This is a genomic window from uncultured Gemella sp. (genome assembly GCF_963525165.1).
In the GTDB taxonomy this organism is placed as follows: domain Bacteria; phylum Bacillota; class Bacilli; order Staphylococcales; family Gemellaceae; genus Gemella.
Map to the genome: position 1 here is coordinate 1 of NZ_CAURJN010000046.1, position 14,280 is coordinate 14,280.

16 protein-coding genes and 3 pseudogenes are annotated in these 14,280 nt (G+C 29.1%); 16 read left to right on the plus strand and 3 right to left on the minus strand.

All coding sequences use genetic code 11. The annotated features are described in order from the left end of the window. Positions 1-334, plus strand: a pseudogene (locus RWQ74_RS07935) (hypothetical protein); the annotation flags it as partial. A 448-nt stretch (positions 335-782) separates the two neighbouring features. Further along, positions 783-1,790 carry a hypothetical protein gene (locus tag RWQ74_RS07940; RefSeq protein ID WP_314397754.1) on the plus strand — a complete coding sequence of 336 codons (1,008 nt, stop codon included), beginning with the start codon at positions 783-785 and terminating at the stop codon, positions 1,788-1,790. Positions 1,791-1,988: 198 nt separating this feature from the next. On the opposite strand, the pseudogene RWQ74_RS07945 reads toward RWQ74_RS07940, so the two are convergent. Further along, positions 1,989-2,667, minus strand: a pseudogene (locus tag RWQ74_RS07945) (transposase). 309 nt (positions 2,668-2,976) lie between these two features. On the opposite strand from RWQ74_RS07945, the gene RWQ74_RS07950 reads away from it, so the two are divergent. Continuing rightward, a complete protein-coding gene (locus RWQ74_RS07950) occupies positions 2,977-3,474 on the plus strand; it encodes a hypothetical protein (RefSeq protein WP_314397755.1) in 498 nt (165 codons plus the stop codon). Positions 3,475-3,516: 42 nt separating this feature from the next. Continuing rightward, a complete protein-coding gene (locus RWQ74_RS07955; protein ID WP_314397768.1) occupies positions 3,517-4,341 on the plus strand; it encodes a PD-(D/E)XK nuclease family transposase in 825 nt (274 codons plus the stop codon). 173 nt (positions 4,342-4,514) lie between these two features. Here the strand turns inward: RWQ74_RS07955 and RWQ74_RS07960 are convergent, their stop codons facing one another. Continuing rightward, positions 4,515-4,964 carry a hypothetical protein gene (locus RWQ74_RS07960; protein ID WP_314397756.1) on the minus strand — a complete coding sequence of 150 codons (450 nt, stop codon included), beginning with the start codon at positions 4,962-4,964 and terminating at the stop codon, positions 4,515-4,517. Positions 4,965-4,976: 12 nt separating this feature from the next. Continuing rightward, a pseudogene (locus tag RWQ74_RS08735) lies at positions 4,977-5,063 on the minus strand (TetR family transcriptional regulator); the annotation flags it as partial. 405 nt (positions 5,064-5,468) lie between these two features. On the opposite strand from RWQ74_RS08735, the gene RWQ74_RS07965 reads away from it, so the two are divergent. The 12 genes from RWQ74_RS07965 to RWQ74_RS08020 all read left to right on the plus strand — a co-directional run. Next, positions 5,469-6,245: a phosphatidylserine decarboxylase gene (locus tag RWQ74_RS07965; RefSeq protein WP_314397757.1), complete on the plus strand. Its 777-nt coding sequence runs from the start codon at positions 5,469-5,471 to the stop codon at positions 6,243-6,245. A gap of 17 nt (positions 6,246-6,262) precedes the next feature. Next, complete coding sequence (locus RWQ74_RS07970; RefSeq protein ID WP_314397758.1) at positions 6,263-6,835, plus strand: YqeG family HAD IIIA-type phosphatase; 573 nt, start codon at positions 6,263-6,265, stop codon at positions 6,833-6,835. Beyond that, positions 6,828-7,946, plus strand: coding sequence for a ribosome biogenesis GTPase YqeH (yqeH, locus tag RWQ74_RS07975; protein WP_314397759.1), 1,119 nt, complete (start codon positions 6,828-6,830; stop codon positions 7,944-7,946). Before RWQ74_RS07970 ends, yqeH begins: the two co-directional genes overlap by 8 nt. Positions 7,947-7,965: 19 nt before the next feature. Then, positions 7,966-8,265, plus strand: a complete 300-nt coding sequence (gene yhbY, locus RWQ74_RS07980; protein ID WP_003147122.1) for a ribosome assembly RNA-binding protein YhbY — start codon at positions 7,966-7,968, stop codon at positions 8,263-8,265. A gap of 1 nt (position 8,266) precedes the next feature. After that, positions 8,267-8,875, plus strand: a complete 609-nt coding sequence (gene nadD, locus RWQ74_RS07985) for a nicotinate (nicotinamide) nucleotide adenylyltransferase (protein WP_314397760.1) — start codon at positions 8,267-8,269, stop codon at positions 8,873-8,875. Beyond that, positions 8,850-9,719, plus strand: a complete 870-nt coding sequence (yqeK, locus tag RWQ74_RS07990) for a bis(5'-nucleosyl)-tetraphosphatase (symmetrical) YqeK (protein ID WP_314397762.1) — start codon at positions 8,850-8,852, stop codon at positions 9,717-9,719. Before nadD ends, yqeK begins: the two co-directional genes overlap by 26 nt. A gap of 20 nt (positions 9,720-9,739) precedes the next feature. Then, the gene (rsfS, locus tag RWQ74_RS07995) at positions 9,740-10,078 is read left to right on the plus strand and encodes a ribosome silencing factor (RefSeq protein ID WP_294681889.1); all 339 of its coding nucleotides are present in this window, start codon (positions 9,740-9,742) and stop codon (positions 10,076-10,078) included. Between the two features lies 1 nt (position 10,079). Further along, on the plus strand, positions 10,080-10,799 hold the full coding sequence (locus RWQ74_RS08000) for a methyltransferase domain-containing protein (protein WP_314397763.1): 720 nt from the start codon (positions 10,080-10,082) through the stop codon (positions 10,797-10,799). Between the two features lie 72 nt (positions 10,800-10,871). Beyond that, positions 10,872-11,018 (plus strand): hypothetical protein, encoded by a 147-nt coding sequence (locus RWQ74_RS08005; protein ID WP_314397764.1) that lies wholly within the window; start codon positions 10,872-10,874, stop codon positions 11,016-11,018. A gap of 253 nt (positions 11,019-11,271) precedes the next feature. Continuing rightward, the gene (locus RWQ74_RS08010; RefSeq protein ID WP_314397765.1) at positions 11,272-11,706 is read left to right on the plus strand and encodes a CopY/TcrY family copper transport repressor; all 435 of its coding nucleotides are present in this window, start codon (positions 11,272-11,274) and stop codon (positions 11,704-11,706) included. A 14-nt stretch (positions 11,707-11,720) separates the two neighbouring features. Further along, the gene (locus RWQ74_RS08015; protein ID WP_314397766.1) at positions 11,721-12,494 is read left to right on the plus strand and encodes an SDR family oxidoreductase; all 774 of its coding nucleotides are present in this window, start codon (positions 11,721-11,723) and stop codon (positions 12,492-12,494) included. A gap of 343 nt (positions 12,495-12,837) precedes the next feature. Next, positions 12,838-14,280 (plus strand): 5'-nucleotidase C-terminal domain-containing protein (locus RWQ74_RS08020; RefSeq protein ID WP_314397767.1); only part of this gene is annotated, 1,443 nt, incomplete at its 3' end.

Below are 14,280 nucleotides of genomic sequence, written 5' to 3' on the forward strand. Positions count from 1 at the left end.
TCAGAATGACGCTCAGAATGACGCTCAGAATGACGCTCAGAATGACGCTCAGAATGACGCTCAGAATTATACTCATGGTGTTTCTCAAGATGCCGTTCAGTGTGATGCTCATAGTGGCACCTCTCAGGAAATTGCTCAGGGAGTCGTTTGTGATAAGGTAGTTCTCATAGAGTTTATCAAAGAAAAAATAAGAAGCAATGATAAGATTACAAGAAAAGTCATTGCCGAAGAAGCTGGAGTTAGTGTAAAGACTATTGAAAGGGCTATAAAAGAAATAGATATCCTTAAGTATGTAGGTAGAGGACGTAATGGTCGCTGGGAACTTAATGAGTAAAAGTAAGTTGAAATATAAAGAATTTAAAGGAATTTTTCAAAAGTTCTGAATTAAAAAAAGTTTACATGAAAACTCATAGATGCAGTGATTTATTGGTATCAAAATTCAATTTGTAAAATCTTTTTAGATATTTCATTAAGATTAATATAGGTTATAAGAGAGTGAAGATTTGAAATTATTAAATAGGTTATTAGGGTTAACATGGAAAAAAGGAATAGTAAAACATGAAGAATTAAATAGGTATTCCTTATAATTCGTGTACAACAAATTTCCCCGAAAAAATAACCGCTGTAAACACTAGTACACCAAGTGCTCATAGCGGTTTTATATTTTCTCTAAGTGATAAACTATGGAGTTATGATATATAGTTTAATTAAATGTACTAATCCCCGAAGATGTGTTATTAAAATAATTAAAAAATTAGAAAGGTAAATTTATGATGAAGTTTATGATAATAATAAAAATCAGTAAACAATTATTTCCTGAAAAATTAGACGATAAGATAAATAAAAAAATTATTTATTATTCAAAGAAAGGTAATAATTACTATGATAAAGTGGAATATTCTAAAGACACAATTAAAATATCAGGGAATCGTAGTAAAATTGATGAAAGTAAAAATCTATTAGAGTCTAAGAACAGCACTTTTTACTATAGTTTAGTGAAATCTCTTTTATATGTTTACTTTAATATAGATTGTTTTGAAGTTAATAGTATTAAAGTTTTTAAAAATGGTAATAAAGTAGTAGCATATTCAGAAGATAGTATAATGCAAGTTTTTAGTGAAAAAAAATCTTTGGAAATTAACAGTGAGAAATTATTTGGTGAAAAATATATCTCCGATACAATGATGAATGCATTAATGAACTTAACAATGTCTTATAAATATAAAGATTTAAAATTTGATTATACATGGAAATGTTTTAATACTCTAATAAGAGTTATTTTTAATAAACATAAAGATTTTGACATGTTAAAAGAATTAAAAGAAGATTTAGAAGAAAATAGTAAGCTATATGAAAAAAGTATAAAATTTGCAGATGAGGTTGACTATAATTATTTAGATAAATACTTTGTTAATGGTATGATTTACAATAATATTTTAAGGCAAGGGGGGGTGAAAAGTATGATTGAATCTGTTCGTTCCTTCAATGATAAAAGAGTATTATGTATTTTTAAAAAAGTATTAGATTACCAAAAAAATAAAATGGAACCAAAAGAGTATGATAATATAAAGGGATATATTGACAGTGAAATCAAGAAAAAAAACAAAAAGAATACAGATGTTATTCGATTTATAATATTAAAATATGGGTATTATTTAAGATGTAAATTTTTTCATGGTGAACAAATTCCTGCTAATTTTTTAATTTTTAATGCTAATTTATTAGAATTAGATAGAATTACTGAACCTCTTCAATTAGTATGTGTGGATTTGCTAGAAAAAAAACTATAAGATATGTTGAATCTAAAGAATGGTACTGTACTATAATCAAGTAAATAGATATGAAAATATGAAAATTAGTTTAAAAAATTCAAGTGAAATTTGTTTTATACTGAGAAATAGATGTAGTATCCTGTGAGGGAAATGTGGCAATACCACTTTTTCCACATTAAGAACTACATCAAGAGAGGCTCAGTGTAAAATAAATTTTTAATGTCCATAAAACGCTAATTCCTTCTCGTTAGGAGTCATAAGACCTAATGAATAGTGTGGTCTTTTAAGATTGTAAAATCCCTCAATGTACTCAAATAAAGAAAGTTTTAATTTTCCTATAGAGTGATAATTTTTTCTATTGCACTTCTTTTTCTTTAGATACTTAAAGAAAGATTCACAACAAGTATTATCGGAAGGATATTCTTTTTTAGAAAGAGAGTGAACTACGTTAAATTTGTCCAAAAAATTTTTAAAATAACTCTAGAAATCATTTGATTTTCTTCAATTCTAGGAGGTACATCACTTGAGATATATTTATAGTATGTGTTTCTATTAATGTTGAATACTTTACATAAAAGTATAATATTGTGTTGAGTTCTAAGGGGGAAAATAGCATTTAATCTTTGTTTGAGTGTGGAGTGAAGATGGCAATCGCCTTTTTTTAAATTTGATTTTCTTCCTCCAATAGAGCATTTCGTTTTTGAAGTTCTTTTATTTGTTTAGCGGTAAATACATCGCTATCTTCAGTTTTAATCTCAGAATACTGTTTCACCCAGTTATTAGTGGTACTCAAAGAAATACCATAGTCCTTACTTAGTTGAGTTTGAGTCTTACCATCTTGATATAGACTAACTATGGATTTTTTAAAATCTTCATCATAGATATTTTTAGTCATTTGAAATACATCCTTTCTGTGTCTATTTTATTATATTATATTGTTTATTTTTGTGTCTACTTATTTTACTATATCAATACTATGTATTATCTTGATTTAATATAGTAAATAAGATATAATTTAATTAATAAACAAAATAAAGAACTATATTTAAAAATAAATAAACTATTCTTTAAATTCAATAGTAAAAAATTAATTTATAGTAGAGTATAGTTTAATTTGGCTTAATCTTTTAGATTAAAAGTGTATGAAGTAAATATAATTAATTTTGTTTTATAAATTAATTTGAATTAAAGGAGATAATATATTATGATTACATTGTTACAAAATATGCAAGGTATACTTGGTGTTCTAGTAGGTGGAGGGATAACATACTATGCTAATTTAAAATTATCTGAAAAGAAATATTTGAATGATAAAAAAAATAAAATATTCGAAAATAATTTTAATATTTTACAAGAAATGAAGTTGAATAATCTAGAAATTGCTTTTTTAATTAATAATAATAGGGGATACGAATTAAAAGATTCTAATAAAAGTTCTGTAGAAAAAAATCAAGAGTTTATAGCTAGTATACCAGTGTACTCTTTTAATAATCTAAAGTTAGCATATAAGCTTATCGGATTAAAGAAAGAGGGAGAAGACTTATTAAACTTAGTTAATTGCCTTCATAATAAAATGATTGAAATTCAAGAAAAAATAGTTTCTGGGAGTTTATCTAAAAATATACTAGTAGAGACAAGAGAATTAATTTCTGAAGTAAATAAAAATATAGAAATAGTAACTCATAAAATGGCAAATAATTAAAGAATTATATATAAAACCTATCAATGATTTAGTTGTAAAAAAATATTTCGTAATGAAGAAGTAGCGTTACAGTTTGTAAAAGATATTTTTGATTTACCGGCAAAAAGTGCAAAGATTATAGAAGGAAATCAAATCTTTACTGCAAATAGTAATGTCGTGTTGGATTTTAATATAGCAGTAGATATTCTTGTTGAACTAGATAACCATGCACAGGTGATTATCGAAGTTCAACTAGCTAAGCAAGTATTTTTCGTTAATCGTATTTGGGCATATCTGTGTAAACAGGTTAATGAAAATATCGAAAAATTAAAACAAAACGAAGAAGAAAAGTTGGCTATTTATAAAAAATTACCACCTGTTTATGTAGCAGCTATCGTCGATCAAAATTATTTTGATGGCGATGAAGCTATAAGTACTTTTTTAATCAAAGAAGAAACAAGAAACACCGAATTAAAAATATATGTAGATAGTGATACTAAAGAAATGCCACTATTGAAAATAGTATTTTTAGAATTAAAAAAATATAAAGAAGGTTTGAACAACGATTATAAGAAAATTAGATGGCTAGAATTTTTCGGAAATAAACAGTACACAAGCAAACCGGATGATATTCTTATTCAAGCTGATAATTTATTAAATCTTAGAAATTTGAGTAAGGAGGAGAAACTTATGTATGATGAAATAACAAGACAACAAGACCATTACTGGGCTTCATTAGCTTATGCTCAAGAAGAAGGACGAGCTGAAGGACGAGTTGAAGAAAAGATAAATACAATTATTTCTTTACTAAAAAGAGGTTATATCAACAGAGAGTTAGCTGCAGAAGAACTGAAAGTAAGTATTGAAGAATTGGATAATTATTTATAATAAAATTCTATTTTTAGTAATCTCTTTCTTTATTCAAGCTGAGTATATTTTTAGCAAATTAACCAAGGAAAAGAAGCAGTATATTAAGTGAGGAGATGCAGTAGTACGAGCTGAAGTAAATTTTTAATGAAACAAAACCCACGAAAAAAGAAGTTTTCTCGTGGGTTCTTATCTTATGCAATTATTTCGTCTTCATCTGCCCTAGAGAATATTGCTCTAAGTGTTTCAGGAGAAGTAGTAGAAACAAATTTAATTGAGGTTTTTATATTCAAAAGAAATGCTTCGTCTTTATGAATTCTATTTGCAGTTAATGCACCTTGAATACTAGTGAATAACCATTCACTAACAGGATTACAAACATCTTCCGGTAGATTTCTATCAAATAGTCCATCAGCAAGAAGTAAACGCCAATTTTCTAATATATCACTACATTTTTCAGCGATTATTGGAGAAAGTTCTGCAGTCTCCATCGCTAATAATGTAAGAGAAAAACCACTACGTTTACATGCTTTACCTTTTGATATAAAAAGTTCGAATACAGTTGTTAAATACTCCTCTAAAGTCCCTAACTTAGGAGAAATTGTTTTAAACTCTTTTTTTACATTGCTGTTGATTTTATCCAAAGCTTCTAGATAAATCTCATCTTTTCCTTTTGGAAAATAGTAATATACGCTTCCTTTAGGGGCTTTAGCTTTTTTTATGATATCCTGAACACTTGTCAGAGAATAGCCCTTAGTTCAAACGTTTTGGACAGTTGTTAAAATAATGTTTTCTTTTACTTTATTATTTAACGTCATGTCATTCACTCCCTTGCTTATCTTTATAATTTTATTATACAATTTTATGATACTAAAATCAATATTGTATAACAAAAATTTTTTATTTTACTTGAATATACAAATGTTATATTATCAGCAATGATAACGTATAGAAATAAAATATTGATATAATTAGAATTTGGAGAAAATGTAATAATATAAAAATTATAGTATAATAATTTATGGTAAATCAAAAGTTCTATGTAGGACGTGGTAATTATGATTATTTTAAAGGTTTTTCTTTGCAATATTTGTATTTAATGGACTTTTATAGTAAAATATAACATGATATTCAATAAGGAGACTGGTATGTTAAAAAAGAAAATGTTTCAACTTTGTGTTGAATTAACTAATGGAAATATGAGCTCAAAAGCTCTAAAAAAATTAACGAAGTCTAATTTAAGTAGATTAATGATTCAACCTTTCGCTAAGGTATTTGATATTAATACTGACGAGATGTTAGATGAGATTGATGATTTTAAAAATTTAAATGAATTCTTTATTAGAAAGTTACGTCCCGATGCTCGACCAATTAACCAGGATGAAGATTCATTAGTAAGCCCAACTGATGGTGTTATTTCAGAAGTAGGTGTTATAGGCGAAAACAGTACATTTGTTGTGAAAAATCAAGTTTACAATGTTCAAACTTTGGTGGGAGATAGTGAATTAGCTGATAAATATAAAGATGGTACATATATGATAATATATCTTAGTCCAAAGAATTATCACCGTATTCACTTCCCGATGAGTAGCCATGTAAAGGATGCATATAGTTTAGGTAAATATTCGTATCCCGTTAACAATCTTGGTCTAGAATTAGGAGATAACATACTAAGTTATAATTACAGACAAGTATATAAACTTAGTGGAAAAATCAACTATACATTAATTCCAGTAGGTGCTCAAAATGTAAATTCTATCATTCCAACATATGAAAGTATTTATGTGAAAAAAGGGGAAGAGTTGGGATACTTTGAGTTTGGTTCTACTGTAGTATTATTATTTGAAAAAGATAATATACTGCTTGAAGAGAATTTAGAAAATAGAGAAATCAAGATGGGAGAGAAAATAGCTACTATTTTATAGGCTATTGGTAAAAGAAAATGGTATTAAAAAGATATTTTTCACCAGATGATTTTGTAGAAAAGTATGAGTTTATTGATGTTGAGTATATGAATATGCACAACAAGAAGGTTATTATTTCGGATTTAGATAATACTTTAATATCATGGGATAGTAAGAAAGATACTAAAGAATTAAATAAATGGCTAAAGAAAATGAAAAAAGCTGGTTTTGATATTATCGTCGTGTCTAATAATACAGAAGAACGTGTTGAGGAGTTTTGTCGCAAGTTAAATCTTCAATATGTAGCTGGAGCTAAAAAGCCTCTAACAATTGGTTTCAAGAGAGCATTGCAAAAGTTAAATAGGAAACCAGAAGAAGCGATTATCTTAGGAGATCAAGTATTAACTGATGTACTAGGAGCTAAAAGTTTTGGGGCTATGAGTGTGCTAGTAAAACCTATTTCTAAAACTGATGCTTTCAAAACTAGAATTAATAGGTTTTTTGAAGGATTAATAATTCAAAATTTAACAAGAAGAAAAAAATTCCCTAAAATGAAAAAAGTAGGATATAGATTAAAACATAAGAAAGAAAATGGAGGCAATATTGAGTAATAAAGTTTATTGTATAGGTTGTGGTGTTGAGATTCAAAGTGAAGATCAGAACAAACAAGGTTATTTACCAAAGAATGTAGTAGAAAAAAGTATCGATGGTAACCTTGTTTGTAAAAGATGTTTTAGATTAAAAAACTATAATGAAGTGTCTGATGTGCAACTTGGAGCTGAAGATTTCTATCAACTTATCAAAACATTATCAAAAAAAGATGCATTAATAGTAAAAGTAGTAGATATTTTTGACTTTTCTGGAAGTTGGATTGAAGACGTGATTGATATTGTAGGGAACAATAAAGATATCGTACTTGTAGCTAATAAGTTAGATTTATTACCTAAATCTGTTAAACCTAATAAAGTTAAACAATGGTTATTTAAAATGCTAAAAGCTAAGGGGATAAAAGTTATAGATATTCTTCTGATTAGTGCGATAAAAAATCAAGGTGTTGAAGAAGCCGCAAGTCGTATAGATGAATTACGAAATGGAAAGGACGTTTATATAATAGGAGCAACGAATGTTGGTAAATCTACATTTATTAATAAACTTATCGAGCTTACAACAGGAGACAAGAATGTAATTACAACTTCTCACTTTCCGGGAACAACACTAGGAATGATTGAGATACCTTTAGACCGTGCTACTAGTATTTATGATACACCAGGAATTATACTAGATTATGATATTGCTCATTATCTAGATGCGCAAAGTCTAAAATTAGTAATGCCTAAAAAAGAGATTAAGGCGCGCGTATTCCAGTTAAATGCTGAGCAAAGTTTATTCTTTGGTGGTATGGCTCGAATGGATTTTGTAGAAGGTGAGCGTCAAAGTTTCACATTATATGCATCCAATTTAATAGAAATCCATCGTACAAAATTAAGTAATGCAGATCAATTATTTGAAAAGCACTTAGGAACATTATTAAAACCGCCGTTTGAGGATAATATTTCTATTTTCAGCAATCAAGTTAAGAAAAGTTTCACTATCGACAGTAGAAAGATGGATATTGTGATTTCTGGATTAGGATGGATTACGGTTAATAGCGATAGTGGATGCAAGATTGATATTCATGTTCCAGAAGAAATCGAAGTATTTGTACGTGAATCGATAATATAGTAAAAGAAAAGAGGATAAGATGTTAAAAGGAAAACAAAAAAGACAATTAAGAGCATTGGCTCATCATTTATCACCAATTTTCCAAGTAGGGAAATCAGGTGTGAATAGTGATATGATTCAAGGGATTAGAGATGCGTTAGAGAAACGTGAACTATTAAAAGTTAGTATTTTACAAAACTGTGAAGAAGATAAAGATGAAGTTGCAAAAATTTTATCAGAGCGTACTTCATCTGAATTAGTTCAAGTAATTGGACATACTATTGTATTATATAAACAAAGCTCTAAGGAAAAGTATAGAAAAATAGAGTTGGTGAAGTAAGATGTCAATTGCGCTTTATGGTGGTAGTTTTGATCCGATTCATATTGGTCATCTGATCACTGCCGAAACAGCATTAGATACTTATGATTTAGAGAAAGTAATTTTTATTCCTTCGTATATTACACCGTTAAAAGGTAGAGAACTTGAAGCTAGTGATAAAAATAGATTTGAGATGACGAAACTAAGTACTAAAGGTAACTTAAAGTTTGAAGTTAGTGATTATGAAATATCAAATGAGGGTGTAAGTTATAGTTATAATACTGTTAAGTGTTTTAGTGAATTGTATAAAAATAAAAAAATCTATTTTATTATTGGAACAGATAGAGCCAAAGATTTAAAAAAATGGTATAATATAAGAGAACTAGCAAAACTTGTAACATTTATTTTTGTTTCTCGTGATGAAGAGGATTTATATAAAGTAGTAGAAGGGGATGAGTTTTATAAATCTATTAATTATGAGATAATGAAATCACCAATAATTGAGATAAGTTCTAGTTTAATTAGGAAAAATTTAAAAAATAAGAAAAGTATTAAGTATATGATTACAGATGAATGTAGGTCATATATAGAGGAGTTGGGTTTATATGGAATATCAAGAAATTCAAAATAGAGTGAAAGAAATATTACCAGAAAAAAGATACGAGCACACATTAAGAGTTGTGGAAGTAGCGAAACATCTTGCGAAAATTCATGGAGCAAACGTAGAAAAAGCAGCATTAGCGGCATTAGTACATGATGTTTGTAAACCAATGGATGAAGTATTAATGAAAAAATATGTAATTTTACATAATTTAGATGGGAAACTATTAGACTACCCAGTAGAAGTGCTTCATGGACCTGTAGCAAGTGCATTTATCGAAGAAGAATTTGGTGTAGCGGATGAGGAAGTTAAACTTGCTGTAGCTAACCACACATTCGGTAGAAAGCACATGACATTATTAGAAAAAATAATCTTCATAGCTGATTATACTGATCCACAAAGAAAACACCCACATTTAGAAGAGGTTACAGAAGTATCTCAATATGATTTGGATGAAGCGGTAAGACTTGCTGCTAAGTATACGTTAGTTTATTTAATTGATAATGATGAAAGGATTTATCCATCATTACTAAATTGTTATAACTATTATAATATTAAAAACTATCGTGTTGGATTTAAAGAAAAAAATAAAGATAAAATTTTAGCTGATGAAAAAACAATCACGATTAGAAATAAGAGTGAAGCTCACTTCAAAAAAGGTGATTTATTAGAAGCTACGACTTATGAAGATCCTGATACAGTGTTTGCTACACTAGAAGTTGATTTAGTTAAACCTGTAACAAGAGATACTTTAACAGAACGTTATGCTAAGTATTATGATGTTACTCTAGATCAATTAATCAATAAACTAGCAAAAAGATACCCAGAAGATGATGTACTATATGTGGTAATGTTCCATATTATAAAAAAATAAAATAAAGAAAGAGGATGAAAATGGAAGTAGAAAACTTATTAAAAGTTGTTGTAGATGCATGTGATGATAAACATGGTTATGATATCGTTGCATATGACTTAACTCAAGCGGGAGTATTATATGATTATTCTGTAATTTGTCACGCACCTACAAATAGACAAGTAGAAGCAATTGCACAAGAAGTAAGAGAACAAGTATTAGAGAATGGTGGAGAAATTCATAGCACAGAAGGTCTAAGAGAAGCAAAATGGATTCTAATGGACTTAGGTGATATTGTAGTAAACATCATGACTCGTGACGACAGAGAATACTATGAGTTAGATGCACTATTTGAGAAATATCCTATAAAAGGTGTATAATATGTACGAAAATTTAAGTATTGTTTATGATAAACTAATGGATGTCGACTACGATGCTTATAAAAATATTATTAGTCAAGAATTAGAAGATAGAGAAAATCTTCTAGTTCTTGATTTAGGTTGTGGTAGTGGTGTAATGCTACCAACACTGAAAAAATATGGACAAGTATTCGCGGTAGACAATAGTGAACAGATGTTAGCTATAGCTAGTGAGAAAGTTCCTGGTTGTAATTATTTTGCGATGGATTTATTAGAAATTTCATCGTTGAATATGGAATTTGATTTTGTATTAAGTACATTTGATGTTTTTAATTATTTATCGGATTTTGAAGAATTTAAACTTGGATTAAAGGAAGTATACTCGTCTTTAAAAGAAGGTGGAAAATTTGTATTTGATATCCACACTCCAAAAAAAGTTACGGATATGCTAGAAAAACAAGTTTTTGGTTATGAAGATGAGGAAATTAGTTATCTGTGGTTTACATATGAAACAGAGAATCCTTTAGAAGTGGAGAGTGAACTGTCGTTCTTTATAAAAGAAAATAATGGTTTATATAGAAAACTAGAACAGTTTCATTCGCAAAGAACTTATGAAATTGAAAGTATCCTTGCTGAAATTCAAAATATTGGATTTAAAGTTAAAGATTATTTCTGTGACTTTGATAAAAATAATAAAGAATATGCTGAATCAGATAGGATAATTTTTATTTTGGAGAAGTAGTATGGCTAGTATCTTTAATCAGCTATAGAGGATATATAACTATATGATTCAGAGGTAGAACCTGCTGATAAGGTGTACGAATATATGATTTCTGAAGGTTATGAATTAGATATAAATGAGAATAGATTTCATCATGAGATTTATGTATCTGACGTGGGAAAAACAGCTCTGGAGAAGCTTAAAACAGTTATTAGACATTCAATTAAGAAAAAATCTTAAGTGGCTTATCCAAAAGTCCTAAATTTAAAAAAGTGTATATTATAATTTATAGACTCAGTGTTATATTGATATCTAAATTTGATTTATAAAAGTTTTTTTTTAGGTATTTAATAAACTTTACAGGAGGGTGACTTAATAAAATCTATTTCTTTGAAATCACGATTTTTGAGTCACTCCTTTTTTATGAATTGACATTATATGCTTAAAATAGTATTATAATTACAGATGTAACTGAGAAAAAGGAAGATAATAAATGGTAATTAATATTTCGGAAGCTGAATGGGAAGTAATGCGAGTAGTCTGGAGTAATAAAAATACAACTAGTAAATTTGTGATTGATACTCTAGGAGAAGAAAAATCTTGGACTCCATCAACTATTAAGACTTTACTGTCAAGATTAGTAGAAAAGGGTTTTATATCAACGAGAAAACACGGAAATAAATTTCTGTATTCGGCTAATTGCATAGAAGATGAGTGTTTAGATATATTAACACAAAATTTTTTAGAGAGAATTTGTGAAAGAAGAACTCATATTATAGTAAAAAATATAATAGAAACTGACAATTTAAGTAAAAGTAATATAGATGAGATTATAGAGCTACTGAAACAAAAAAGAGAGACAGCAGAAGATGTTATTACGTGTAGGTGTCTAAAAGGACAATGTAGTTGTGCTGCAAAACACGGATAAGAGAGGGATATTAAATGGAAAATGATAAACAAAAAATATTAATAACAGGTGCCTCAAGTGGACTAGGTCGTGAACTAGCACATCAATATGCACAAAAGGGTAATGTAGAATTGATATTAGTAGCACGTAGAAAAGAAGCGCTAGAAAAAGTTGCAAAAAAATGTGAAGGCTTTGAGAATGTAAAAACTAGGGTCTATAGCGTAGATATTGGATCTCAAGAACAAGTAGAGCAACTTCTTTCGATTGTTAATGATATCGATATTCTTGTTAATGGTGCTGGCTATGGTATTATGAAGGACTTTAGTGAATTTTGTGATGCAGATGTAGTAAACATGTTTGATACGAATGTTATAGGAACAATTCAATTAACTACTGAGATTGCAAAAAGAATGAGAGAAAAAAAATCTGGAACAATAGTGACTATTGCTTCTTTAGCTGGGAAAATAGCAACGCCTAAGAGCTCTGTATATTCTGCAACTAAATTTGCTCTAATTGGATACTTCAATGCATTGCGTTTAGAATTAAAAAAAGATAATGTTCATGTAATGACTGTAAATCCTGGTCCAGTAGCTACTAATTTCTTTAATATTGCTGATGAAGATAAGAGTTATCAAAAAGCAATGGGTGGCAAGACATTAACACCAAAACTTGTCGTTAGTAAAATAATAAAAGGTATAGAAGGGAAAAAACGCGAGGTAAACTTACCCTTTATATTAGTTTTAGCTGTTAAAATTAGTCAATTATTCCCAAGATTAAGCGATAGAATGCTTTTAAGGATGTTTAAATAGATAGATTGAAGGGGGCTGACCCAAAATAATAAAAAAAGTGTATATGAGAACCCATAGACGCAGTGGTTTATTGATATCTAAATTCGCTTTATAAAAGCTTTTTAGATATCCAATAAAGTGAGCAGGGGTGACTCGAAAAGTCTTGTTTCTTAGAAATCAGGATTTTGTCGAGTCACTCCCTTTTTTATTTTTCAAAATAATATTTATAAACTTAAATTTAAAGATAGTACGTTTTTAAATCGTTATCATAAAAAAATATTTAAATTTTAGTTGAAAAACACGTATTATTGTGATATTATGTAAATATTAAATTATAAATAAGAAAGTGAGAAAAAAAGTTATTATGAAGAAAAAAAATTACACATTAGCGTCAGCTACAATAGTAGGGTTAGCAATAGCAACTTCAGGAGGAGCTGCATTTGCAGATGAGTCAACACCTTCATCAGCGCCAACAGCGCCAGTAACTCCATCAGCAGCAACGCCATCATCAGAGCCATCTGAGGCTCCAGTAGCTCCAAAAACAGGAGATGCAACACCATCATCGAAACCAACTGACACTGCAGAGCCATCATCAGCATCTGCACCAAAAACAACTGAAAAAGATATAGTATTAGTTCACACTAATGATGTTCACGGACGTATCGTAGAGGAAAAAGGTCGTGATAAAAATACATCAGTTGTTGGTGATGCTAAATTAGCAACAGTAATTGAAAATGAACGTGCTAAAAAAGATCAAACAACAGTAGTTCTAGATGCAGGGGATGCATTCCAAGGGTTACCTATCTCTAACTCAACAAAAGGGGAAGCTCGTGCAGAAATTTTAAATAAAATGAATTATGATGCTATGGCAGTAGGTAATCATGAGTTTGACTTCGGTTTAGATGAAGCAAAAAAATATAAAGAGATTTTAAAATTCCCTCTGTTAAGCTCAAATACTTATGTAAACGGAGCACGTTTATTTGAAGCTTCAACAATTATTGATAAAGATAAAAATGTTAAAGGTGATGAAGTTGTTGTTATTGGGGTAACAACACCAGAAACTGCTACCAAAACACACCCTAAAAATGTTCAAGGTGTAACGTTTAAAGACCCTATTCCAGAAGTACTAAATGTAGTTAAAGAAATTCAAGCAAAAGCAAAAGCTACTGGTGACGATTATAAAACTTATGTTGTTCTAGCTCACCTAGGTGTAGATACTACAACTCCAAATGAATGGAGAGGTTCTACTCTTGCTGATGAACTATCTAAAAGTCCTCTATTAAAAGGAAAACGTGTAGTAGTAATCGATGGTCACTCTCACACAGTAGAATCAAAAACATATGGAGACAACGTTACTTATAATCAAACAGGAAGTTACTTAAACAACATTGGTAAAGTTACATTAAAACCAAATAGTTTATTAGGAACTCCGAGTCTAATTAAAGCTTCAGAAACTACTAATGTAACGCCTAATGCAGAGGTGAAAAAATTAGTTGATCAACTTAAAGCGAAATATGACGCAGAAAATGCTGTAGTTGTAGTGAAAAATAGCCCTGTTGAATTAAGTGGTACTCGTGAAAATGTTCGTGTACGCGAAACTAACTTAGGAAATGTAGTAGCTGATTCACTATATGAATATGGTCAAACTGGATTCCAAAACAAAACTGATATAGCAGTAACAAATGGTGGTGGTTTACGTGAAACTATCGCTAAAGACAAACCTATTACAAAAGGAAGTGTAATTGCTGTTCTTCCATTCGGTAATACTATTTCTCAAATTAAAGTTACGGGTCAAAATGTATTAGAC